This window comes from Klebsiella sp. CTHL.F3a (assembly GCF_019890895.1).
GTDB lineage: Bacteria > Pseudomonadota > Gammaproteobacteria > Enterobacterales > Enterobacteriaceae > Klebsiella > Klebsiella grimontii.
Genome location: NZ_CP082361.1, coordinates 78,512 through 101,635, shown reverse-complemented (window position 1 = coordinate 101,635; position 23,124 = coordinate 78,512). Strand labels below are relative to the sequence as shown.

General features: G+C 51.0%; 30 protein-coding genes. 29 read left to right on the top strand and 1 reads right to left on the bottom strand.

Annotated features, from left to right (window positions below):
• The first annotated feature begins 18 nt into the window (after window positions 1–18).
• The 16 genes from traA (at window position 19) to K7H21_RS28510 (ending at window position 11,563) form a co-directional block, all read left to right on the top strand.
• Window positions 19–384: a type IV conjugative transfer system pilin TraA gene (gene traA / locus K7H21_RS28585; protein WP_223035941.1), complete on the top strand. Its 366-nt coding sequence runs from the start codon at window positions 19–21 to the stop codon at window positions 382–384.
• A 13-nt stretch (window positions 385–397) separates the two neighbouring features.
• Window positions 398–703 (top strand): type IV conjugative transfer system protein TraL, encoded by a 306-nt coding sequence (gene traL / locus K7H21_RS28580; protein ID WP_223035940.1) that lies wholly within the window; start codon window positions 398–400, stop codon window positions 701–703.
• 19 nt (window positions 704–722) lie between these two features.
• On the top strand, window positions 723–1,289 hold the full coding sequence (traE, locus tag K7H21_RS28575; RefSeq protein WP_075912683.1) for a type IV conjugative transfer system protein TraE: 567 nt from the start codon (window positions 723–725) through the stop codon (window positions 1,287–1,289).
• Window positions 1,276–2,016, top strand: a complete 741-nt coding sequence (gene traK / locus K7H21_RS28570) for a type-F conjugative transfer system secretin TraK (RefSeq protein WP_223035939.1) — start codon at window positions 1,276–1,278, stop codon at window positions 2,014–2,016. Before traE ends, traK begins: the two co-directional genes overlap by 14 nt.
• Window positions 2,016–3,431 carry an F-type conjugal transfer pilus assembly protein TraB gene (gene traB, locus K7H21_RS28565; protein ID WP_223035938.1) on the top strand — a complete coding sequence of 472 codons (1,416 nt, stop codon included), beginning with the start codon at window positions 2,016–2,018 and terminating at the stop codon, window positions 3,429–3,431. Before traK ends, traB begins: the two co-directional genes overlap by 1 nt.
• A 94-nt stretch (window positions 3,432–3,525) precedes the next feature.
• A complete protein-coding gene (gene traV / locus K7H21_RS28560; protein WP_223035937.1) occupies window positions 3,526–4,092 on the top strand; it encodes a type IV conjugative transfer system lipoprotein TraV in 567 nt (188 codons plus the stop codon).
• 157 nt (window positions 4,093–4,249) lie between these two features.
• Window positions 4,250–4,654 carry a hypothetical protein gene (locus K7H21_RS29165; protein WP_228751084.1) on the top strand — a complete coding sequence of 135 codons (405 nt, stop codon included), beginning with the start codon at window positions 4,250–4,252 and terminating at the stop codon, window positions 4,652–4,654.
• Window positions 4,655–4,723: 69 nt separating this feature from the next.
• Window positions 4,724–5,017 (top strand): hypothetical protein, encoded by a 294-nt coding sequence (locus tag K7H21_RS28550; protein ID WP_223035936.1) that lies wholly within the window; start codon window positions 4,724–4,726, stop codon window positions 5,015–5,017.
• Between the two features lie 23 nt (window positions 5,018–5,040).
• Entirely contained in the window at window positions 5,041–5,262 is a 222-nt protein-coding gene (locus K7H21_RS28545) for a hypothetical protein (RefSeq protein ID WP_195729739.1), read from the top strand.
• Window positions 5,259–5,663 (top strand): hypothetical protein, encoded by a 405-nt coding sequence (locus K7H21_RS28540; protein WP_223035935.1) that lies wholly within the window; start codon window positions 5,259–5,261, stop codon window positions 5,661–5,663. The genes K7H21_RS28545 and K7H21_RS28540 overlap by 4 nt, the downstream gene beginning before the upstream one ends.
• Window positions 5,660–6,070: a hypothetical protein gene (locus K7H21_RS28535; protein WP_223035934.1), complete on the top strand. Its 411-nt coding sequence runs from the start codon at window positions 5,660–5,662 to the stop codon at window positions 6,068–6,070. The genes K7H21_RS28540 and K7H21_RS28535 overlap by 4 nt, the downstream gene beginning before the upstream one ends.
• Window positions 6,071–6,150: 80 nt before the next feature.
• Window positions 6,151–8,790, top strand: coding sequence for a type IV secretion system protein TraC (gene traC, locus K7H21_RS28530; protein WP_223035933.1), 2,640 nt, complete (start codon window positions 6,151–6,153; stop codon window positions 8,788–8,790).
• On the top strand, window positions 8,790–9,182 hold the full coding sequence (gene trbI / locus K7H21_RS28525; RefSeq protein ID WP_223035932.1) for a type-F conjugative transfer system protein TrbI: 393 nt from the start codon (window positions 8,790–8,792) through the stop codon (window positions 9,180–9,182). Before traC ends, trbI begins: the two co-directional genes overlap by 1 nt.
• Window positions 9,179–9,805 (top strand): type-F conjugative transfer system protein TraW, encoded by a 627-nt coding sequence (gene traW, locus K7H21_RS28520; RefSeq protein WP_223035931.1) that lies wholly within the window; start codon window positions 9,179–9,181, stop codon window positions 9,803–9,805. The genes trbI and traW overlap by 4 nt, the downstream gene beginning before the upstream one ends.
• A 19-nt stretch (window positions 9,806–9,824) precedes the next feature.
• Window positions 9,825–10,808 (top strand): conjugal transfer pilus assembly protein TraU, encoded by a 984-nt coding sequence (traU, locus tag K7H21_RS28515; protein WP_223036028.1) that lies wholly within the window; start codon window positions 9,825–9,827, stop codon window positions 10,806–10,808.
• Window positions 10,809–11,020: 212 nt separating this feature from the next.
• Window positions 11,021–11,563 carry a hypothetical protein gene (locus K7H21_RS28510; RefSeq protein WP_223035930.1) on the top strand — a complete coding sequence of 181 codons (543 nt, stop codon included), beginning with the start codon at window positions 11,021–11,023 and terminating at the stop codon, window positions 11,561–11,563.
• Window positions 11,564–11,582: 19 nt separating this feature from the next.
• Here the strand turns inward: K7H21_RS28510 and K7H21_RS28505 are convergent, their stop codons facing one another.
• A complete protein-coding gene (locus tag K7H21_RS28505; protein WP_223035929.1) occupies window positions 11,583–12,257 on the bottom strand; it encodes a hypothetical protein in 675 nt (224 codons plus the stop codon).
• A 56-nt stretch (window positions 12,258–12,313) separates the two neighbouring features.
• On the opposite strand from K7H21_RS28505, the gene K7H21_RS28500 reads away from it, so the two are divergent.
• From K7H21_RS28500 to K7H21_RS28440, 13 genes are read left to right on the top strand one after another with little or no spacing between them, the layout of a single operon-like run.
• Window positions 12,314–12,901, top strand: coding sequence for a hypothetical protein (locus K7H21_RS28500; RefSeq protein WP_223035928.1), 588 nt, complete (start codon window positions 12,314–12,316; stop codon window positions 12,899–12,901).
• 49 nt (window positions 12,902–12,950) lie between these two features.
• A complete protein-coding gene (gene trbC / locus K7H21_RS28495; RefSeq protein WP_223035927.1) occupies window positions 12,951–13,577 on the top strand; it encodes a type-F conjugative transfer system pilin assembly protein TrbC in 627 nt (208 codons plus the stop codon).
• Window positions 13,574–15,448 (top strand): type-F conjugative transfer system mating-pair stabilization protein TraN, encoded by a 1,875-nt coding sequence (gene traN, locus K7H21_RS28490; protein ID WP_223035926.1) that lies wholly within the window; start codon window positions 13,574–13,576, stop codon window positions 15,446–15,448. Before trbC ends, traN begins: the two co-directional genes overlap by 4 nt.
• Window positions 15,449–15,480: 32 nt before the next feature.
• On the top strand, window positions 15,481–15,762 hold the full coding sequence (locus K7H21_RS28485) for a hypothetical protein (protein ID WP_223035925.1): 282 nt from the start codon (window positions 15,481–15,483) through the stop codon (window positions 15,760–15,762).
• Window positions 15,752–15,979, top strand: coding sequence for a conjugal transfer protein TrbE (locus tag K7H21_RS28480; RefSeq protein ID WP_223035924.1), 228 nt, complete (start codon window positions 15,752–15,754; stop codon window positions 15,977–15,979). Before K7H21_RS28485 ends, K7H21_RS28480 begins: the two co-directional genes overlap by 11 nt.
• Before the next feature lie 10 nt (window positions 15,980–15,989).
• Window positions 15,990–16,316 (top strand): hypothetical protein, encoded by a 327-nt coding sequence (locus tag K7H21_RS28475; RefSeq protein ID WP_223035923.1) that lies wholly within the window; start codon window positions 15,990–15,992, stop codon window positions 16,314–16,316.
• A 20-nt stretch (window positions 16,317–16,336) separates the two neighbouring features.
• On the top strand, window positions 16,337–17,089 hold the full coding sequence (gene traF, locus K7H21_RS28470; RefSeq protein WP_223035922.1) for a type-F conjugative transfer system pilin assembly protein TraF: 753 nt from the start codon (window positions 16,337–16,339) through the stop codon (window positions 17,087–17,089).
• A 10-nt stretch (window positions 17,090–17,099) separates the two neighbouring features.
• Window positions 17,100–17,339 carry a type-F conjugative transfer system pilin chaperone TraQ gene (gene traQ / locus K7H21_RS28465; protein ID WP_223035921.1) on the top strand — a complete coding sequence of 80 codons (240 nt, stop codon included), beginning with the start codon at window positions 17,100–17,102 and terminating at the stop codon, window positions 17,337–17,339.
• Window positions 17,311–17,883 carry a type-F conjugative transfer system pilin assembly thiol-disulfide isomerase TrbB gene (trbB, locus tag K7H21_RS28460; protein WP_142469893.1) on the top strand — a complete coding sequence of 191 codons (573 nt, stop codon included), beginning with the start codon at window positions 17,311–17,313 and terminating at the stop codon, window positions 17,881–17,883. The genes traQ and trbB overlap by 29 nt, the downstream gene beginning before the upstream one ends.
• The gene (locus tag K7H21_RS28455) at window positions 17,876–18,304 is read left to right on the top strand and encodes a conjugal transfer protein TrbF (protein WP_049071723.1); all 429 of its coding nucleotides are present in this window, start codon (window positions 17,876–17,878) and stop codon (window positions 18,302–18,304) included. Before trbB ends, K7H21_RS28455 begins: the two co-directional genes overlap by 8 nt.
• On the top strand, window positions 18,291–19,661 hold the full coding sequence (gene traH, locus K7H21_RS28450) for a conjugal transfer pilus assembly protein TraH (protein ID WP_223035920.1): 1,371 nt from the start codon (window positions 18,291–18,293) through the stop codon (window positions 19,659–19,661). Before K7H21_RS28455 ends, traH begins: the two co-directional genes overlap by 14 nt.
• Complete coding sequence (gene traG, locus K7H21_RS28445) at window positions 19,661–22,504, top strand: conjugal transfer mating-pair stabilization protein TraG (RefSeq protein ID WP_223035919.1); 2,844 nt, start codon at window positions 19,661–19,663, stop codon at window positions 22,502–22,504. The genes traH and traG overlap by 1 nt, the downstream gene beginning before the upstream one ends.
• A gap of 10 nt (window positions 22,505–22,514) precedes the next feature.
• Window positions 22,515–23,051: a hypothetical protein gene (locus K7H21_RS28440; RefSeq protein ID WP_142469889.1), complete on the top strand. Its 537-nt coding sequence runs from the start codon at window positions 22,515–22,517 to the stop codon at window positions 23,049–23,051.
• The last annotated feature ends 73 nt before the right edge of the window (window positions 23,052–23,124 follow it).

The following is a 23,124-nucleotide window of genomic DNA, read 5'->3' as shown; positions in this document are numbered from 1 at the left end:
TTTTTAAAGGAAATAAATATGAATGCTGTATTAAGTGTTCAGGGCACTGCTGTCTCTGAAGAAACTAAGCCGTCTTTTCTGTCCCGTGTTTTCAACAAAAAGAAAGCCCTGAAAGTCGCTAAAGCTGCGCTGCCGGTTGCTGCTGTGGCGGCGTTCTTTCCGGAAGTTGCGATGGCTACCACCACGACTGATCTGATGAAGTCTGGTGATACCACAGTCAAAGGTACCTTCGGTAAGTCTTCCAGTGTGGTCAAGTGGGTGATTCTGGCAGAAGTTATCGCGGGTGGCATCATGTACATGATGACCAAGAACGTGAAATTCCTGTTCGGCTTCGCCATTATTTCCACCTTTATCACCATCGGTATGTCGGTCGCCGGTTACTGACAGGGAATAAGTGATGATGGGAGACGAATTAAAGAAATACCGTTTCCCGGAAACACTGACTAACCAGTCCCGCTGGTTTGGTTTATATCTCGATGAACTTATCCCGGCCGTGATTTGTCTCGGCTGGGGTTTCTGGACCAGCAAGTTCATATTTGGTATGGCTGCAGCGGCACTGGTTTTCTGGGGTATCAAGAAATTGAAAAAAGGGCGGGGCAGTTCCTGGCTACGCGACCTGATTTACTGGTATCTGCCAACCTCCCTTCTTAAAGGTTTCTTTCATGATGTTCCGGACTCCTGTTTCCGGCAGTGGATTAAATAATTTATCGGGGAAATAACATATGGAACATGGCGCCAGGCTAAGCACCACGCGCGTCATTGCGCTGGGTTATATCTGTCTGGGGACAGTCCTGACACTCAGTCTGACCACAAATATTATCCAGGGCATTAATAACTATCGCCTCCAGACAGAACAGAAAGTAGCGGTTACACCGATGTTATTCAGCGCGCCCTTTGCGGTATCGCAGAATCAGACTGACGCCTCGTATCTCGAACAGTTGGGCCTGAGTTTTATTGCGCTTCGTCTGAACGTCACACCGGAAACAGTTGATGCCCAGCATCAGCAATTGCTCCGGTATGTATTACCTGCTTCACAGAACAGCCTGAAAGTCCAGCTGGCTGAAGATGCAAAACGAATAAAAGAAAATAATGTCAATGCGACTTTTTATATGACGTCTGTCCGTGCGTATCCGGCGGAAAGCAGGGTTGATGTCAGGGGGGAGCTGAAAACCTGGATTGGCGACTCGAAGCCCTACAGCGAAATCAAAAGTTATGTCATTCAGTTCAGTCGTGTCGATGGTGTCAGCTGGCTGGCGCGTTTTGGAGAAATAAATAATGAAAAAAATTAACCCGTTATTTATTTCAGGTTGCCTGTTATTTATGACACCGGCTATGTCTGCCTCCCTCAGCGGTACGCTTGCACCGACGGTGGTTCCTCTGACGAACGGCGGACAGGCCAACATTGCGGTAAGCAACACTGACCCGAATCTTTTCACCGTGCCCGGGGACCGTATAACGGCGATTAACAGTCTCGACGGGGGGCTTACTAACCAGGAGCAGACCGACAGCGGCGGTGCCATTCTGGCGACCGTCAGCAAGAAGCCATTCACTTTTATTGTGGAAACTGAACGCGGGCTCAATTTTTCCATCCGCGCAGTTCCTCGCGCGGGCGTCGGTCGCACAATACAGCTGGTCACCGAACTCACAGGTACTCCCGGTCCGGCAAAAGCCTGGGAGGAGTCAAACCCGTATGAATCTGTGCTGGTCTCCCTGAACCGTGCCGTTCGCCAGGGCAGTATTCCTGGTGACTATCAGTCTGTCCCTGTCACGTCTGAGATGCTGCAGGTATCTGCTGGCCTGCGTGCCACAGCAGAAAAAGTCTGGACCGGTCATCACCTGAAGGTCGTCCGTTACAGTCTGGATAATGTCTCCCTGTCACCCCGCATAGTGCGTGAAAGCGATTTCTGGCAGCCAGGTACGCGTGCCGTCATGCTCAGCACGCCGGCAGGTCTGCTGACAGCCGGTGGCCGTATGCAGGTCTGGGTCACGACGTCGGATGCAGGAGGAAGTCGCTGATGGCGAACTTTAATACGCTGATTAAACGTAAACAGTACCTCTGGCTGGGGCTCATTCTTGTCGGTGGCACGGCTGCTGTTGGTGGCGGACTGTATCTGTCAGAACTGAACCTGAGTTCTGATGAAGAGGCCCCTGTGCAGGGTGAACCCGCACCAGATATGACCGGGGTAGTCGACAGCAGTTTCAACAGCAAAGTGGAACAGCATGCAACGACCGAGATGCAGGCGACGGCGTCTGATCTGAACAAGCGTTTTGCATCCTTGCAGGGAGAAGTGGATCTGCTCAGTAAGGCGCGCACGGCTGACCAGATCCGTATCGACAAACTCAGCAATGACAATGTGGCCATGCAGGAGCAACTGAAGGCGCTGGGTGTTAAGCCGGTTGTATCTGGCGGTGAACCTGCGCCAACACCGCCGTCTCCTCCACCCGGCCCGGAAGGCGAGCCGCAGCCTGCCGCTTACCCGCCGCAGTCCGGCGCCGCGGTACCGCCTCCGACAGCATACTATCCGGGCAATGGCACGGTCCCGCCGCCACAGGTCAGCTACCAGTCGGTGCCGGTACCGAACCAGATACAGCGTAAAACCTTCAGCTACTACAAAGGCAAAAAAAGCCGGGAGCTGCCCTATATCCCTTCCGGCAGCTTCGCGAAGAGCATCCTGATTGAAGGGGCCGACGCGAATGCTTCTGTGACAGGGAATGAATCCACGGTACCGATGCAGCTGCGTGTTGTGGGTCGGGTGGAGATGCCGAACAGCAAAACGTATGACCTGACCGGTTGCTTTGTCGGTCTCGAAGCCTGGGGGGACGTCTCCAGTGAGCGTGCCATCGTTCGTACCCGGAACATCAGTTGCATCAAAGGCGACAAAACCATCGACCAGCCGATAGCCGGGCATGTGTCCTTTATGGGCAAGAACGGCGTGAAAGGTGAAGTGGTCATGCGTAACGGGAAAATCCTCGGCTGGGCATGGGGCGCCGGGTTTGTTGACGGGATTGGTCAGGGAATGGAGCGTGCTTCTCAGCCGGCTGTGGGGCTGGGCGCTACGGCGACAGTCGGCGCTGGCGACGTACTGAAGATGGGGATTGGTGGCGGTGCATCTAAAGCGGCGCAGACGCTGAGCGAGTATTACATCAAACGCGCCGAGCAGTATCACCCGGTCATTCCAATTGGTGCCGGCAATGAGGTTACGGTGGTCTTTCAGGACGGTTTCCAGCTGAAAACTATCGAAGAGCTGGAAGCGGAAAAAAACGGGCAACAGCAGGCGCAGAACCAGGAGCCGGTAGCGCAGCCTGAAGCGCAGCAGTCAGGCAGTAACCTGAACGGGTTTAACACTGACGAGATGCTGAAAAAACTGGGCAAGCTTGACCCGCGTCAGTTCTCACCAGGCGGAGAAGCTCAGGGAGAAAATCATGGTTAAATCCCGCGCCTCTCACAGAACTGGCAAAGACACAGGTTACGGGCAACGTTCAGGGCGAGCCTGAATTAATAACAGAAAAATGACGGGAAATATCATGAAGGAATTAATGCTGTTAATTCCTCTGGGCAGCGCTTTGCTCTTAACCGGGTGCGCGGGCACAGAGACGGAATTCGAATGTAATGCCACGACATCGGATACCTGTATGACGATGGAGCAGGCGAATGAGAAAGCGAAGGCCCGGGAGGAAAGCGCCTCCGCAAAGCCGGCTGCGGTCGGGTTGCCACGACTGGCTGACGGCAACTTCAGAACGTCGTCGCAGGTATCCTACCCGCTGCCGCCGCAACCGACTCTCACTGCAACCGGTACGGCTTCTGTGTCAACGGCGGCAGCGAAGCCGGCAGGCATAATGAGCACACCGACAGCACATCAGATACAAAACGCCAGCAACCGGACCGCACCGCTCACTGCCACGCCGGTCAGCCAGACATTTCGTTCACCTGCGACGCTGCCGGGCAATTATCCCCGCCCACTCAGGAAGGGAGAACAGACGGCATCCCTGTGGATAGCTCCGTATATCGATTCTGAAGACGTCTATCACCAACCCACAGCGGTTGTATTTGTTGTTACACCATCGGCATGGGGCCTGCCCCGTATTAACTAATCAACAGCGCCGTTAATGGCGCTGTGAATACTGAATGAACACCGGATTTAAAACGAGTGCCCTCTGCGTTGAAAGGGATGGGCGGTAGCGTGTTCAGAGAAAGGTATGGCGCTCATGTATCTTTGTGTCGGGGCATACTTCATTATGAGAGTTAATTATGAGTGATGTTTTAATATTTACATATAAACTTGTTCAGCTTGATTCGTTTTATATATTTTATTTTGCTCTCGCTATTGGTATGGGGGCGATAGTTGGATATTTTGCATCAAAGTCGCTTGAGGGAAAAGTATTACGCAGTTGCATGTTTTCTGGGGTTTTAATTCTTCATTTTATAACTGCTCTTGGAATTTTGTCACCAGAGGATACTTATAAAGAAACTATGTTTAGAAAAAATGATATTAAATACACATTAACAAATTGCAAGATATCAGCTTTCGATGCTCAACAAGGATTTAATGGGAAAAAAGACGCCTGGGCCTGTCCTGATGGTATAACCCGCTATCTTCCCGTTAAGTACAGGGGGAAAGGAATCTCATCTGGAAAAAATAAAGATTACCCATGAAGAACGCTGGGAGAGAGTTATGCGTGAATAGTTATACTTAACCACACATTAAGGATGCTCAGGAAAGTTATGATTGAGTTAATAAAGTGGTCGATGGCGCTGGTAATTACATTGGCCTGTTACTGCCTGCTTTTTTCATCTGATAGTAATACCATGCCAGAAGATATCTCTCATCACTGGAAGAATGACTGCCGGTTGCTGGAATCGAATATTGACAGGGGGGTTCTCTCTCCTGCGCAAAACCGGCTTCAGTGTGGTGACGTTATTGAAAATGTCAGTGCGGCGGATTATGACAGAGCGATAAATGGTGATGAGAAAATATCAACCATCGCAGAGTTAACCGAAGAACTATTCGGCCGCTAATTTATAAATGGAGACAGTAAGGTATGCATACCTTTATTTTTCTGGTGCTGATGACGCAGAGTAGTGGTGGTGGGATCTGGAATGTTACACCCATGCCCAATACGGATGTCTGCCTGAAAATGCTGCGGGCAATCGAAGCACGCGGAGGCCGGGGCCATAGAAGTAGTACAGGGGAGTGCATTGAAGTTAAAACCCGCGAACCTTTGAACAGTGCGATAGAAACAATAAACGGAGGAAGACAATGAGAGGATCGTACCTTGCGGGGAATGATTTCGGATGGCTTATTGGGGTAAGCCTGATTCTTTTTGTTATTGGTGTTGTCGGTGCACTGGCAATGGTTGCTATCCCTGAAAAATTCAATCTGCGCGTTAACAGAGGTGATACATTTATATATAGTGCACTTATAGCGTCGGTTGGGTTTTGCGGGATGTTCGTCATCTCCATTCACTCCTTTACGATGGATGAACTCGAAGCAGGAAGACACTGGAAAAACGACTGTAAGTTGCTTGAGGTAAACATCCCGACAGGCACGTTTACCGATTCTGTTAATAAACTGGACTGTGCCGGCATCATCATTAATGTGCCTGTTTCTCAGTATGATGAGTATATCAGTCAGTGGGAATTGTATAAGGCTAAAAACAAATGAAATTAAAAAAAGCGACAAAATACGGGTCTTTGTTTGTTCCTGTTATCTACTGGCTTATTTATCTTGCAATCAGGTTTACTTATAATGGCGTCATTACTGATAATGGCGTTGTTTATGGGTATGGTCAGCTTTTTTTTCAAAGTGTGCGATATGATGGTGTGTTCATTATATGCAGCCTTTTGATGTTTTACCTTCTTTGCATTAGGGTTGATATCGGTGACAGAGAGTTCTTAGGCATCCTTTTATTCTGCATTGTGTCCTTTCATTTGGTGGCCTTGATTGTGACGTTTCTTATATTTTTATGGAAGGGGGCGTTATTATGGGACGTTATTTTTATCGGGCAAATGGGTATCTCCACGCTATTGCTGTTTTTTATACCTTTTTTAACTTTTTACTACGGCGATTAAAATGCTTTTTCTGACATATTCATAATCCACCATTTTATCTTTTCAATGCTTATTTAACACCCTCATTAAGGAACGCTCGCATGAGTAATAACCTCATGGATACCGTCGCGCAGGCCGTGAACTCGCTGGTATCTGCGCTGAAATTGCCTGACGAATCAGCTAAAGCCAACGACACGCTCGGCAGTATGAATTTCCCGCAGTTTAGCCGGGTGCTGCCTTACAAGGATTATGACTCTGCGACCGGGCTTTTTATCAACAGCAAGACGGTCGGGTTTATGTTTGAAGCCCGACCTTTACCCGGCGCCAACGCACATATTGTATCATCGCTGGAAAACCTGCTGCGTACAAAGCTGCCCCGTAATGTACCAGTGACTATCAGTCTGGTTTCCAGCAAACTGGTCGGGGACGATATTGAGTATGGATTACGGGAATTCAGCTGGAGCGGTAAACAGGCGGAAAAATTTAATGCTATTACCCGTGCCTACTATCTCCGGGCGGCAGAAACACAGTTTTCTCTGCCTCCTGGAATGGATTTACCACTGACACTGCGTAACTACCGTGTCTTTATCTCCTGCTCTGTCCCCCGAAAGAAAAATTCTAAAGCCCAGATTGTTGAGCTGGAAAACCAGATAAAAATCATCCGGGCCTCCCTGCAGGGCGCGCAGATCCCTACCCGGATCCTGGATGCTCAGGGCCTGGTGGATATGGTACGCGAGCAGGTTAACCCTGACCCGGGTGAAATGTATCGTAAGCCCTATAAACTGGACCCGTATCAGGACCTGAATTATCAGTGCGTCGACGACAGCTTTGATATGCAGGTGACGGCAAACCACCTGAAAATAGGCCTGCTGGATCGGAACGGCAATGAGAAGGTCACGAGAGTGACGAACTATCATCTTGCACGGGACCCGGAAATCGCGTTTCTCTGGACCAGTGCTGATAACTACGCCAACCTGCTTAACCCGGAACTGTCCATCTCATGTCCTTTTGTCATCACGCTGACGCTGATGGTGGAAGACCAGGTTAAAACCCAGAATGAAGCCAATCTGAAGTTTCTGGATCTGGAGAAAAAGAGCAAAACCTCCTATGCGAAATATTTCCCGTCCGTCGAAAAGGAGGTAAAGGAGTGGGGCGATATCCGCCAGCGGCTGGCGACCAACCAGTCCTCCCTGGTGTCCTATTTCTTTAATATTACCGCGTATACGCCCGATAACGCAGAAGCCTCTCTGGCTACCGAACAGGAGATCCTCAACAGCTACCGCAAGGGAGGCTTCGAGCTACTTCCTGCTCGTTATCACCATCTACGAAACTATCTGGCCATGCTGCCGTTTAAATCAGGAGAAGGCCTGTTCAAAGAGCTCCAGTCGGCAGGTGTCGTTAAACGGGCTGAAACCTTTAATGTGGCCAACCTGTTACCCGTAGTCGCCGACAGTCCACTGGCGCCAGCAGGGTTGCCTGCACCAACTTACCGAAACCAGCTGGCGTTCATCGACCTGTTCTACGAGGGAATGAACAACACCAATTTCAACATGGCCGTCTGCGGGACTTCCGGCGCGGGTAAAACAGGTCTAATCCAGCCGCTGGTTCGCAGCGTGCTCGACTCCGGCGGGTTTGCCTGGATATTCGATATGGGCGACGGCTATAAGTCACTGTGTGAAAACATGGGCGGGGTCTACCTCGACGGCGACTCGCTGAAATTCAACCCGTTTGCCAACGTTCTTGATGACGCCAATTTTGACCTGTCAGCTGAACGTATCCGCGACCAGATGTCAGTGATGGCGAGCCCGAACGGGAACCTTGATGAGGTCCATGAAGGTCTGCTCCTGCAGGCGGTACAGGCGGCCTGGCTAAGCAAACGTAATAAAGCGCGTGTTGATGATGTGGTCGATTTCCTCAAAACGGCAAAGGACAGCGAGGAGTATGCCGATTCACCGACCATCCGCAGCCGCCTCGATGAGATGATAATCCTGCTCGACCAGTACACGGTGAACGGGATATACGGCGACTACTTCAACTCTGATGAGCCTTCCCTGCATGATGATGCGCGAATGGTAGTCCTTGAACTCGGAGGCCTCGAATCGCGTCCGTCACTGCTCGTTGCGGTTATGTTCTCGCTCATTATCTACATCGAAAACAGGATGTATCAGTCTCCGCGAAGTCTGAAAAAACTGAACGTCATTGACGAGGGCTGGCGACTGCTGGACTTCAAAAATGAAAAAGTCGGGACCTTTATTGAGAAGGGGTATCGTACGGCGCGCCGGCACCTCGGTTCATATATCACCATCACCCAGAATATTGTGGATTTTGACTCGCCCACGGCATCCAGTGCTGCCCGGGCCGCCTGGGGGAACTCCTCTTACAAAATTATCCTCAAGCAGTCAGCCAAGGAGTTTGCCAAATATAACCAGCTGTATCCTGACCAGTTCACCCAGATGCAGCGGGACATGATTAACAGTTTCGGTTCCGCAAAAGACCAGTGGTTTTCCTCCTTCATGCTGCAGGTGGAAGCACATACCTCCTGGCATCGTCTGTTCGTCGATCCGCTCAGCCGGGCAATGTACTCGTCAAGCGGCGGAGATTTTGAGTACATCAAAAGCCGCAGAAAAGAGGGCATTGATATTCACGATGCGGTGTACGAACTGGCCTGCCGGAACTTTACGGATGAAATGACTGAACTCGAGGCTCGTATAGCACGTGAAAACATAAGGAGTGCAGCCTGATGGAACAAACCACTGAACAACAAACCAGAACAACGCCCCTCAACTTCCGCCGGGTGTCGATCATCTTTGCCCTTATCCTTTTTACTCTGGCGACCAGTGTCTTTCTCTCGCGCGTGGTACTGGAATACACCACACCGCGGGTCGTGGCCTTTGATATGAAAAAGACGCTCGACAGCTTTATGGACAGCGTCAGCCAGAAGCAACTGACGGAGGCTCAGTCAAAAGCGCTCTCGGACAGGTTTAATGATGCGCTGGAGAAAAGCCTGGCGGATTATCAGCAGCAGCATCATGTGGTCATTCTGGTTTCACCCGCAGTTGTTCAGGGCGCGCCCGATGTGACCCGCAACATCCAGCACGACATTGCCCATCGGATGAAAGGAGCACAGCAATGATACGACTGAAAGGCTGCCTGCTCGCCAGCTGTCTTTTGTCGCCGCTGACACAGGCCGCTGACCTCGGTACCTGGGGGGATTTATGGCCCGTCCGTGAACAGGACATGCTGCAGCTCATCACGCAACGTCTGCAGACGCTGCAGACCACAGGAAAGTGGGACCAGACGATGGATGAGTTTAAACAGCGTGTCATTGAGAACAGCCAGCGTCCGGTCCCGGTGGAGGGGATTAAGCGTGCTGAGAAGTACGAGCAGCGCTGGTTTGACCCCAGTATCCGTCTGACCGAAGACCTGAAGGACAATGAGGGCCGGGTGTTTGCCCGAAAGGGGGAGGTGGTGAATCCCCTGAAAACCGTGCCGTTTGTGCAGACTCTGTACTTCATTAACGGGGATGATGCCGACCAGGTGGCCTGGATGAAACGCCAGGTCCCGGAAACCCTGATGAGCAAGATTATCCTGGTGCGGGGCAGCGTCCCTGAGACTTCAGCTGCGCTGGACAGCCGGATTTATTTCGACCAGAACGGCGTGCTGAGCCAGCGCTTTGGCCTGACCACGGTGCCGGCGCGTATCACCCCGGCGCCGTCAGGTGAACGGCTGAATATTGAGACCTTCCCTGTTAAATAAGGATGTTTCTGTGAGAACCCTGACTCTGTTCCTGTGTGCCCTGACATTGTGGGGGTACAGCCTCAGTGCGGCTGCTGACCCTTCCTGTGAGGGGCGATTCGTTAACCCGATCACCGATGTATGCTGGCGCTGTATCTTTCCCCTGTCGCTCGGCAGCGTCCAGGTTGGCAAAGGCGACCAGCCTGATACCAGCAATCCCGGCAGTCCCCTGCAGCTTTGTCCGGCTCCGCCACCGCTGTTTGTTCGCCCCGGTCTGGCCATTGGGTACTGGGAGCCCATGGCGATGACGGACGTCAGCCGTTCGCCGGGCTGTATGGTCAATCTGGGGGGATTCAGCATCAACCTCGGCAAGACCGGCATGGGAACGGCGAAAAAAGACGACAAGCAGGTGAACGGAGCCTTCTATCACGTTCACTGGTACAAGTACCCGCTGACCTACTGGCTGAACATCATCACGTCAGCAGGCTGCCTGGAAGGGGGGGATATGGATATCGCGTATCTCTCTGAGATTGACCCGACCTGGGTGGACAGCAGTCTGACCACCATCCTGAATCCGGAAGCCATTCTGTTTGCCAACCCGATTGCGCAGGGTGCCTGCGCTGCGGATGCGATGGCCAGCGCTTTTCGTATGCCGCTGGATGTTCTGTTCTGGTGCGCCGGCTCTCAGGGTTCGATGTACCCGTTCAGCGGCTGGGTCAGTAACGAGTCCAGTCCTCTGCAGTCCTCGTTACTGGTCAGCGAGCGCATGGCGTACAAGCTTCACCGGCAGGGACAAATCATGGAGAGCATCGGCAAGGATAAGGCGGTCTGCTATGAGTATCCGTCCCCGATTATCCCCAAAGAGCGCTGGCGCTATCAGATGGTGAACATGTACCCGGACAGCGGTCAGTGCCATCCCGTGGGGCGCAGCGTGATGCGCTGGGAAGCGGGGCGAAATCCCCCTAACTCACGAAAGAACTACGGCTATCTGATGTGGCGTAAACGCAACTGTGTGTTTTTATAAGCATGAAAAAGAGGATAAATCATGAAAGAGCAACATACACCATGTGACACCCAACCGGCTCAGTCTCAGGAGACTTCTTCACGTACATCCCGGGTCACTTTGAGTGTGAAAAAGGTACTTACGGTCGAGCAATACAGAGAGTGGGAACAGATTGCCGCCCGTCTCAGAAAGGATATGAGTCGACACGCTGAATAAGTACGACTGGAGGCAACATGTTGAAGGACTATGCGTTTGTGAAAACGTCGATACATACAGTCGGTATGACCCTGAAGTCTGCACCTCTGGCATCGATACCGGGTATATCCGTCGCCTCTCAGGCATGTGATAAAATCTCTGCCGGGCTGCGTTATGGCATCATTCCTCGACCGGGGGGGATCAACCGTCTGAATGCCATATTGTGGCTTGCAAGAATGCGAGAGGCCGAGATTCATGGGCAGTCATCAGCGACGGCACATGAGCTTGGACGGCTGAATGCTTTGCTCGGGCAGGTCAGCGGTGTGCTGAAAGCATGCTGGATTTACCGGGGATGGGAGGCCTCGCGTGCATCGACTATAGTGTCCATTCTGCTGATTATCCCTGCATTCCTGGTATTACGGCTGGCGCTATGTGGCGGGGGGCTGATTCTGGTGTGTTCTGTCATTATGGCGTTGTTTCTTGGTGTTGGTGTCGTGGTTAACTTATGGATCAAAGATCCTGTGGGGCTTTTCTGGTCGCTGTACAGCTATATACCTTTATATGCCATCATTTATATGTGATTGCGTGATGATGAAATTATCAAAGGGTTTTATGGTTATAAATTTTAAATGCGCCACCTTTGCGATGCACTTTGAATCCGTTGGGGTGCTTGCAGTAGGTGAAAAGACGATAGCGTGTTTTACCACCGTATCTCAGATTGAGAACCATCGCTTCAGGAAGATGAGTTATTCTTTCTTTAACGGTGAATGATATTCCTCTTTCACTCATGTTGTTACATAAGACTTTGCGTAGTCCCTGTCTTAATAGGTGCGATTCGAATGTGATGGTCTTACAGGGAATGTTACTCAAAAGGTAGCTAATATCTGCTGCGGTTTTCTCGGCGATGTCTTCATAAGATCCTGGTTGAGACATGGCCTCTGTATATCCACGGTTAATATCTATCCGGAGGTTCGACAGGCAGGGGGTCAGCACCATATCGGTAATCGGGGTTTTTAATATTGATGACGAGAAAAGATAAGAAACAAACCAGACGGCTACAACTGACATGAATGTCATAGAATAAAAAAGATAAACATTCTCTCTGAATAAACAGAAAGTTTCCTGTGCTGTAAAGCACAACGCTGAAGACAGTATTAATAAAGTAAGTTCGGCAGGAAATGGTCTTCTCAATTTTATGAAAAGAGAATGATTATCTTTGAAGCGAAAGCGAAGGGCTGCAGTTAACAAAACTAAAAAGATAAGCAACCCAGTCATCCTGCACTCTCCCCAATACGTCACTGCCAATGAGTGATCTGATAAGGAAATGATACATGTATGATTGTGATCCTGTAAACGAATTCGCTTATGTTCGTGAGAGGTTAAATGGCATTTTACTTCGCCTCTCGGAAGAACCATTTATCCGACTGAGTAAAACAAGAGTTATGCAATGCCACCTCTCGGACATACAGTGGATGTTGAACCACAACCATTACCCTACACCGGGACAGGTGGATTTTTTTATCAGCCTGTTGCGGGATGAAAAATTCAGTGTTGTTAGAGAGGAAGGACGACACACAAAAAGTACAGCAGAGATTCAGTTGATGATCGATGCTCTAAAGGATATCCGGGATTGTTTAAAGCTGATTACCCGGTATGAACGGGAAGGGGATATTATTACACTTCATTCCGGTTCTGAATGGAAAAATACTGCGTTGTGTCTCTGTCTTACTGTTATATTTATTCTGTGCCTTGCTCAGTATTTTATTTTTTCAGGGCGTTCACCGTTGGGAGTGTATTTTTGTGGGGTTGTATTGTTCTTCACGGTGTCACTGATGCTTGAAAATAAAGAACAGGTATTTTCTTTCATTGGCCTGATTGTTTTTACACTATGCAGTTTGTTCTCGTGGGCATGGTATTAGTCAGGGAAACAGAACCCGTCAGTAATATTGTTATTTGAACGAGGTAAACATGAATAAAGTCATCACCGGGCTGGGCTGGGGGCTGAGTATGTTCTGTGCGTTGGCTTCAGCTGCTGACAATATCAATACGCAGGAAAACCGCGCGTGGCTGAAACAGCAGGAGAATTTCAGCGAGCAGCTGCGCCAGCATCCGGACAGACAGCTGCAGCAGGAGCTGGAAGCGCAAATTAAGCGCAATCCCCTCAACCGTTCAGACAGCCAGTTTATCGATAATCTTCTGAGCCAGCAGAAAGCAGCTAATCAGGAAAAGCCGACAGAAGGGGCGCTGTATTTTGTCTCCTTCTCGATACCGGAAGAGGGACTGAAGCGCATGCTGCATGAAACCCGCCAGTACGATATTCCGGCAACACTGCGGGGACTGATTAATAACGATATGAAGACCACCACTGACGCGGTGCTGCAGCTGGTAAAGGATGGCGTTACCGATGGCGTTCAAATCGACCCGACGCTGTACTCACAGTATAACATCCGGAGTGTCCCGGCCCTGGTGGTCCGGTGTCAGACGGGGTTCGATGTGGTGCGCGGCAATATTCGCCTGAAACAGGCGCTGGAGAAAGTGGCGGAAACAGGTGACTGCGCACAGACGGCCAGAACAATGCTGGGAGGTATCCGGTGAAAGAACTCCCGCTCATTCTGACAATACACGCCTCTGTCCTCAGTGCCTTCATCTGGCTGGCATCACCGGCCTGTGCTGACAGCGGTACCGATTATAAAGCCGGGTCGGATTTTGCCAAGCAGGTGCAGGGCAGCGGGATTGACTCGCTGAAAGACTTCAGCGGCGAGCAAAACCTGCCCGGGTATACCGACAGCCCGGAGCAGACAAAATACTACGGCGGTGTCACCGCCAGCGGAGACAGTTCCCTGAAAGGTGACTCGGCCTCTGAGTTCAGCCAGGGCGAGACCGGTAAAACCATTACGGAATCGTTCACAAACCGGCCTCCGGACCTGATTTCACCGGATGCACCGTTTATTCAGTCTGCAAAAGACATCGAATCCCGGGCGGATACGATTGTCGGGGATACCGGCCAGGCCTGTACGGCACAGGTCGTGAACCGCAGTGAATTCACGAACCACACCTGCGAGCGCGACCTTCAGGTTGAGCAGTACTGCATGCGGACAGCGACCATTACCGGTCACTATAACGATACGACGACGACAGACGTGTACAGCGTGGCGTTGAAGGATGCCTGGCAGGAGGGCGACCAGGTGAAAGTCCGCTTCACCTTCGGCGTAACGGGCACGCTTATCCATGCAGAAGCACAGTATTTCATTACCAGTCTGCCGAATTATGCGCCTCCGGGGCAATCGAGAACGCTGTATGGCCTTGGCGGCTCTGTCCATGTTGAAGGGGGGCGGGAATGGAAAACACTGTCCGGCGCCGGATATCAGGTGACGGAGGGGCAGGAAGAGATCATGACCATCCAGCTGCACGATAAATCCCAGGTCAGCTACTTTGCCGGCGTGCTGGCCCGGAATCTCCGCTCCGGTTACATCACCCTGAACATCCGCGCCACGATGCAGGTCGCCTCGAAAGAATGGGAACCTGACATCACCTGGGTTGAGAACTGCGCCTTTAACAAAGATGAAGGAAACAAAACATCGTCAGAATGTACTGAGCCGGGAAGTACGAAAGAAGTCTGGCAGGATGGGAAAGCGTACCCGGTTTATCAGGCGTGCTGGGCTTACAGGGACACGTATATTACCCAGCCTGCAGATTTTGGTGCCTGCCAGTCCCTGATGGATAACAAAGCCTGCACGCTGTCATCACGGCAGTGTGCGTTCTCCAGTGAAGAGGGAACCTGCCTTCATGAATACGCCACGTTCTCCTGTGAGACTCGTACGAGCGGGAAACAGATGATATGTGGCGGGGATGTGTTCTGCCTCGATGGAGAATGCGATAAGGCCGTCTCCGGGAAGAACAGCGATTTCGCTCAGGCAGTATCAGAGCTTGCTGCGCTGGCCGCAGCGGGGAAGGACATTGCTGAGCTGAATGGCGTGGATGTCAAGGCCTTCACCGGCAACGCACAATACTGCAAAAAGTTCGCCGCGGGGTTCAGTAACTGCTGCAAGGACAGTGGCTGGGGACAGGACGCGGGACTGGCCCGCTGCAGTAGCGAAGAGAAAGCGCTGGCCAAAGCGAAAACCGACAAGCTGACGATCAGCATCGGGGAGTTCTGTTCAAAGAAAGTCCTGGGTGTATGTCTGGAGAAAAAACGCAGCTACTGCCAGTTTGATTCAATACTAGGTCAGATTGTGCAGCAGCAGGGGCGAAGTGGCCAGTTGCATATCGGGTTTGGCGGCGCGAAAAGCCCCGACTGCCGGGGCGTCACTATTGAGGAAATGGAGCGGATTAACTTTGACCAGCTTGATTTCACTAACTTCAATGATGACCTGATGAAAAATCAGAACATACCGGGTAATCAGGACCTCGCAAATAAAACTAAGCAACGCATTAAAGAGCTTCTCACGCAGTCTTCAGCAAAGTAACTCCTTATTAATAACATATCAAAGGTGATTAAATGACCGAGTCATTCATGGTCGTTGTTCTGCTTGTGGTCTTTCTTTTCATTCCGACCAGTATTGCCTTATGTATATCAGGCCGCAGTCTGCTTCTGATATTCCTGGGTGCCCTGGCGTGCCAGACGGCTGTTGCCGTTGCGTTTGCCGTGCTGTCTGCCCGGAGCTGGTCTGAGTCGATGGGGATGGGGGCAGCATCACTCATCTTCTATGTTATCGGGCTGCACAAAACTGACGGTGTAAAGCGGAATACTCATAACGGGAGAGAAAAGAATGAAAGTTAATTTTCACAAACATCCTGCCGTCGAATTTTCGCTGAGACTGGCGCTGACGATAATTATTATTTCTCCGGTGCTGTACTTTTCATGGGATGCCGTCAAAGAAACATCAGGCAGCGATTATGTCCTGAGCGTTATCTTCATTCTCTGCATGGGTGGTGCCGGACTTATGAGTTATCTGTTTTTTTCGGCACTGACCAGGCTTTTACAGAAGGGAAAATAAAGGAACAGGGATGGAAGAGAAAAAATCGTACGGGATGGTGATGCTGTTTGTCGCCGCATTTGTCGCTTTTCTGGTGAGCATCATGTCTTACAGCCTGTGGCGGGATAAACAGATTAATGCGTTTATGGCCACCAACCGCGCCTGGGGGATTCAGTGTGACCGAATTTCTCAGGCCGCCTGGGTGGTTAAAGAGGGGGAGCGGGTGTCTCTGGAAATGGAGAAACTTCCTTTGTACTGCAGTGGTTACCGCTTTGAAGCCCGAAATGACGCAGGAAAAACGATACGTCTTCTCAGTAAATACAGTGTTTATCAGTACCTGTCACGCCAGCCGCTCTAATTCATAAAAGGGTATTTACCATGCGAAAAATACATGCCGCCATACTGGCGGGGTGCCTTTGCTGCACCCTGATGCCGGCTTATGCAAAAGACGCGGGCTGGCAGTGGTACAACGAGAAACTGAAGCCCCGTGAAGAAGAAAATCCGCGAGTACCGGCGGCCCCACCACCGCACATGGATATTCTGGCGAAACTCTCTGCACTACAGAGCGCCACAAAACGCTCGCTGTATGAAGCCATTTTGTATCCGTCGTCAGAGAATTTCGTGAAGTACTTTCGGTTGCAGAACTACTGGACGCAGCAGGCAGGCCTGTTCTCGATGAGTGCGAAGAAGGCCATGCTGGAAAACCCGGAGCTTGATTACAACCTGCAGTACAGCCATTACAACGGCACGGTAAAAAACCAGCTGGCCGCCGACTATGCCGAACAGCGTCAGGCTATCTCCACCCTCGCACAGCACTACGGCGTGATGTTCTTCTACCGCGGGCGCGAAGCTATCGATGGCCAGCTGGTCCAGGTGATTAAAAACTTCCGCGAAACCTATGGCCTGAGCGTGATACCGGTGTCGGTTGACGGTGTCATTAACCCCATGCTGCCCGACAGTCGGACGGACCAGGGGCAGGCCGCACAGCTCGGCGTGAAGTTCTTCCCAGCAATGATGCTGGTCAACCCGAAAAGCGGTCAGGTTAAGCCCCTCAGTTACGGCTTTATCAGCCTGGACGACCTGGCGAAACAGTTCCTATATGTCTCCAGCGACTTCAGACCCAATTTTTAAGGAGTGTGTTATGCGAAAGATTCGTTTTCCCGATTTAGACATTACCGGGATGTGGGTGCTGGCCGTGGGAGTGTTTTTCCACCTGATAGCCAGGCTTGTCAGAAAACAGCCTGAAATGGCCGTGCAGGCCGCTGAAGTTCTGGGATTAGGAATGGTCATCTTCGGCGGGTACCGCATTCTCAATGCCCTCATTGCTGAAGCCGAAAAGGAGGAGAAAGCCCGTGAAAAGCAGCCTGAAGAACACAACTAAAACAGCAGCAACCACAGCAACTTTACTCCTGGCCCTCTCCGGCATGGCGCTCGGGGGAACGCTCGATGAGGTGAAGTCGCTCTGGGACCCGCAGGGCATCTCCGGTGTGGCATCAGCCTCCCGGCAGGATGATGCTCCTCGAGCTGTGATGCCTGCCACCCAGCCTCGCTGGCTCCGGCTCAGTAACGGCAGGCAGGTGGACCTGCGCGACTGGAAAGTCGTACTGTTCATGCAGGGGAAATGTCCGTACTGCCATAAGTTTGACCCGGTGCTGAAGCAGCTGGCCGGACAGTACGGCTTCTCCGTTTTCCCCTATACCATCGACGGGCAGGGCGATGAGGCATTTCCCGAGGCGCTGCCGGTCCCCCCGGACGTGATGCAGACTTTTTTCCCCAATATCCCGGTGGCCACGCCAACCACGTTTCTGGTCAACGTGAACACCCTGGCGGCGTACCCGATTCTGCAGGGTGCCACAGATGCGCAGGGCTTTATGGCCAGAGTTGATACGGTATTTCAGATGATGGGGAACCCGAATAATGGATAATCTCAACAAAATATATTCTTCGATACCCGTACTGGAAAGAAATAAACGCCTGAAGTTATCCCGGCAAAAGAGATTCGATGTTTATTATTGTCTCGCTTTTATGTTTGGTTTTGCCGGATTATTTCTGTGGTGGGGAAGCCATGCTTATTTCAATGTGTTCACTGAGCTGTTAACCCCGTCGGAAAAAATGGGGTCGGCAAAGAACGTCATGAATCAGTGGAATGTCCTGATGTATTTCGTTCCCTTTATTCTTTTCTCACTTTCCATTGGTTGTCTGGCAACGGCTTTGCTGGGAGTACTGATGGCCGAACTGGCTTTCTGGTTTGAATATGCCTTTGAAAAAAGCTTCCAGCGATATTTAAACCGCAACCTTCGACGGAAAAATAAAATGAAAGAAGGAGAGCCTGATGTTCATCCGTAAACCATTATCGGTGCTTTGTGGGATGTTGTTAGGGGTGTCATTGACGGCGGCCGCAGATGTTAACGGCGACATGAACAACTTCTTCAATAAGCTCGGGTTTGCGTCCAATACCAGCCAGCCACAGGTCTGGCAGGGGCAGGCGGCGGGTTACGCCTCCGGCGGTTCGCTGTATGCCAGAACGCAGGTGAAAACTATCCAGCTGGTCAGCATGACTCTGCCGGATATCAACGCCGGCTGCGGCGGCATCGATGCGTACCTGGGCTCATTCAGTTTCATTAACAGCGAGCAGCTGCAGCGCTTCGGAAAACAAATCATGTCCAACGCCGCGGGGTACTTCTTTGATCTTGCCCTGCAGACCACGGTACCCGAAATCAAAACGGCCAAAGACTTCCTCCAGAAGATGGCCAGCGACATTAACAGCATGAACCTCAGCTCGTGCCAGGCCGCACAGGGCATTGTTGGTGGCCTGTTTCCCCGTACCCAGGTGGCACAGCAGAAGGTCTGCCAGGACATTGCGGGAGAGAGCAATATCTTTGCCGACTGGGCGGCATCGCGTCAGGGCTGTTCGGTCGGCGGGCAGATGGGTAAGGTGCAGGATAAAGCCAGCGATAAGGACAAGGAGCGCGTCATGAAGAACATCAACATCATGTGGAACGCCCTGTCCAAAAACCGGCTCTTTGACGGCAATAAGGAGCTGAAAGAGTTTGTGATGACGCTGACCGGGACGCTGATTTTTGGCGAGAACAGTGAAATTACTCCACTGCCGGCGCGCACTACAGACCAGGACCTGATTAAAGCCATGATGGAAGGTGGTACGGCTAAAATCTACCACTGCAACGATTCTGAAAAATGCCTCAAAGTAGTCGCAGACGCGACGGTCACCATAGCCGCAAACAAGGCGCTGAAAAACCAGATATCTGCTCTTCTGAGCAGTATTCAGAATAAGGCCGTTGCAGACCAGCCGCTCACGGTAATGGAAAAAGGCTTTATCTCCAGCACGACCATCCCGGTGTTCAAATATCTTGTCGACCCGCAGATGCTCGGCGTGTCTAACACACTCATCTATCAGCTGACGGACTATATCGGCTACGACATTCTGCTGCAGTACATTCAGGAGCTCATCCAGCAGGCCCGGGCGATGGTCTCAACCGGGAACTATCCGCAGTCGACGATGGATTTAATCCTCGAAAACCTGAATCAGGCGAGTGTGCAGATTGCCGCCTTCCAGTCTCGTGTCCAGGTTCAGCAGGACGCGTTACTGGTTGTCGACCGGCAAATGAGTTACATGCGTCAGCAGGTTTCTGCCCGCATGATGACCCGCTATCAGAATAACTATCACTTCGGAGGGGGCCTCTGATGCAGGAAATCTATACCATTGCCGGAGGTGACTGGCTGCGGGGCAACCTGAACGCCATCGCTGCTTTCATGGGGACCGGTACCTGGTCGACCATCGAGAAAATGTGCATTGCCTTCTCGGTGCTGATAGTTGCCGTCAGCTGGGTGAAAAAACACAACATCATGGAGCTTGTCGGTTGGGTGTTTTCCCTGACCCTGGTCTCGATGCTGATCGTGATCCGCACGCCTGTGCAGATAATTGACTACAGCAACGTGTCCCAGGTCTACAAAATCGATAATGTTCCGATTGGACTGGCCATTCCGGCGTCGCTGACCACGCGTGTGGGCAACGCCCTGGTGCAGAGCTATGAGATGATTTTCTCTCTGCCCGATAGTGTCACCTACAGTAAGACCGGGATGTTGTTCGGCGGAAACCTGGTGGCGAAAAGCACGAATTTTGTTTCGCAGAACCCCGAAATCACCACGCTGTTCTCCGACTATGTCCAGAACTGCGTGATGGGTGACATCTTTCTCAATGGCAAATACACCCTTGAAGAGCTGATGAACTCGTCCGATCCGTACACACTGGTGTTTTCTAATCCCAGCCCGCTGAGAGGGGTATTCGATAAAAACAACAAGTTCCAGACCTGTCTGGAGGCTTCACGTGATTTGAAGTCAGCGTTAGCACTCGACTCTCAGACCGGCGGGAAAACCTGGAGTTATTATGTGCGCCAGCTGTTTGGTGGGAAACCGAATCCGGACCTGCTGTTCAGCCAGATGATAGGCGACAGTTACAGCTACTTCTACAGTTCAGGCCAGAGTGCCGGGCAGATTATCCGCCAGAACGTCACCATGAATGCGCTGCGCAACGGCATCCAGAGTTACGCGTCCCGCAGCGGCGATACTGCCAGCCTGGTGAACATCGCCAACACCATGTCGCTGGAGAAACAGCGTCTGGCCCAGGCCACGATGGGACATCAGGCACTACGTGCTCTTCCCATGATACAGACTGTCATCATGGGTATCATGATTGGATTATTCCCGATAATGATTATGGCAGCGATGTTCAACATGATGACGCTGCAGGTCCTGAAACATTATGCGTTTGGTCTCATATGGCTGCAGTCCTGGCCGTTACTGTATGCCATCCTGAACAGCGCGATGGCATACTACGCAAAACAGAACGGTGTCCCGGTCGTCCTGTCAGAGCTCTCACAGGTGCAACTGAAGAACTCAGATATTGCGACCACGGCCGGGTATATCTCGATGATGATCCCGCCGCTCAGCTGGGCGATGATAAAAAGTATGGGGGCCGGGTTCTCCAGCGCCTACAGCCACTTTGCCTCCTCGGGACTCAGTTCGACGTCCCAGGCCTCATCCAGTGTCGTGGACGGCAATTACTCGTTTGCCAATATGCAGATGGAGAACGTCAGCGGCTACAGCTGGGGCACCAACAGCTCGACCAGCTTCGGGCAGATGTCGCGGCAGCTGGGGAACGGGGCAATGAGCACGCAGACCAGGGATGGCTCAATGGTCTGGGACAGTGGTGGTGCAATGTCAAAACTGCCGGTGGATATCAACGTCGGTCGGCAGATAGCCAGTGCGCAGCAGCAGATGGCCAGAGAGTCGGATGTGCAGGCCGAAAGTGCGCTGCATGGCTATAACAGCAGCGTGACAAGTGCCTGGAATAGCCTGCAGCAGTTCGGCTCAAATAAAGGGAACAGCGCGTCGACAACGACAGGGGCCGATAATACTGAGTCATCGCAGGACTCAATGGCCAGAAGCAAGATGTGGAATGCCGTTGTTTCAAATGCTAAAGCCAATAACATCAGCAATGAAGAGTCATTCCAGCAGTTGATGGATAAGTCAACGAAAGGGTCTGTATCAGGTGAGATGTATGGTAATGCAAAATGGAGTACTGGTGAACAGCTGGCCGGGAAGCTGGGTAAATGGGCAACAGGATTCTCCGCTGAAGGTGGGGTGAAAGCAAGTTTAGGTGCGAGTGCTTCAAGTGGCTCTACTGACTCGACGAATGAATCCGGAAGATCATCTCATGACAGTAGGCATGATACCAGTAGTCAGGCTGCCAGCGATTTTAAAGAAGCATCTGATTACTTTACCAGCCGCAAGACAACCACATCAGGTAATATTACCGATAATAATGCCAGCTCGCGTGTCGACCAGTTTGCGGCATCGCTTTCGAGTGCCAAAAACAGCTATGACCAGTACACGAATAGCCGGACTCTTAGCCATGAATACAGTGAGATGGCATCCCGCACAGAAAGCATGAGCGGGCAGATGAGCGAGAACCTGACTCAGCAGTTTGCTAACTTTGTCCAGCAACGTTCTCCTCAGAGTGCAGAGGTCATTCTAACCAACACAAGTTCGCCAGAAGTCGCTGCGCAACGTGAAGCACTTGCACGTGAATTCGTCAAAGCACAGGTTGAACCAAAGGTTGACGGTGCTTATCAACAGGGGCGCGAAAGCATCGGCCAGAATATGTCCAGCGTGTCTGGTGGTGGTGACCGTGGTTCTGTAATGGGCGACTACGGACATAATGCTGGTAGTATTGAGGCCATGACACGAGATGCGGGGATTAAGGATAATGTGGGTCAGAAAGTAGATGGGATGATAGCGCAGAATAACCAACAACATCAGGAATCCCGTGAAGGCATACAACAGCAAGGTGTTGAGGTGAGAAAAGAGAATGCTGAACTGGAAAATGACCACAAAACAAAAGAAAATGATTTTAAAAACTCTTATAATGATAAGAAGGAAAATCAAACTAAATTGCCAGGCGTGGATACAACTAGAGAACTGTTGGATAAGGCAAATAAATTAGAAAAATACAAATCAAAGAGATAGGGAGAATAGGATGTTAACCCATCAAATAATACAAAGTGAAATCGAAGAGTTAAAACAGATCTTGGCTCATCAGGATTTAGAGATTCCCTCATTCTGGCGTTGTATCTGGCCAGGTCTGGTATGCATGCTGTGGTTTTTACTATCATCCTATCTTTCATATTGGTTAAGTGACTATGCCTCTGGTCTTGAGAGAATAGCTGCTATGGTTTTTGCGGGGGCGATGGGTTTTTTTTCTATTGTTTTGATAGCTAATACGCGCGCACATTTTCTTTCGTTGCCTCAGTCATTCAGGAAAAAATCAAAATGCTTTAGTTATTTGTCAGGGAAATGTAAGGCTTATGGTGTCTTTATCTTGATTCTATTTCCATGTCTGGCGTTTTATTTTTCATCCATCCATCTTAATGCAATAGCCTTTAGTGTTATAACGTTTTTTTGTATGATAGTGACTGTCATGGTGATGAATATTGACCTTGGTCGTTATCAATTAGCGACTTTGACGTCTGTTATTGAGTCGGTTAGGGGAAAAGAGGTTAAGTCATCGCAATAACTAAACCTTTGCACTTAACTAGCCAGAATTTATCTTCGGTTAGTTTATTGCCGCTCTCTACGGTCTGTTTTTT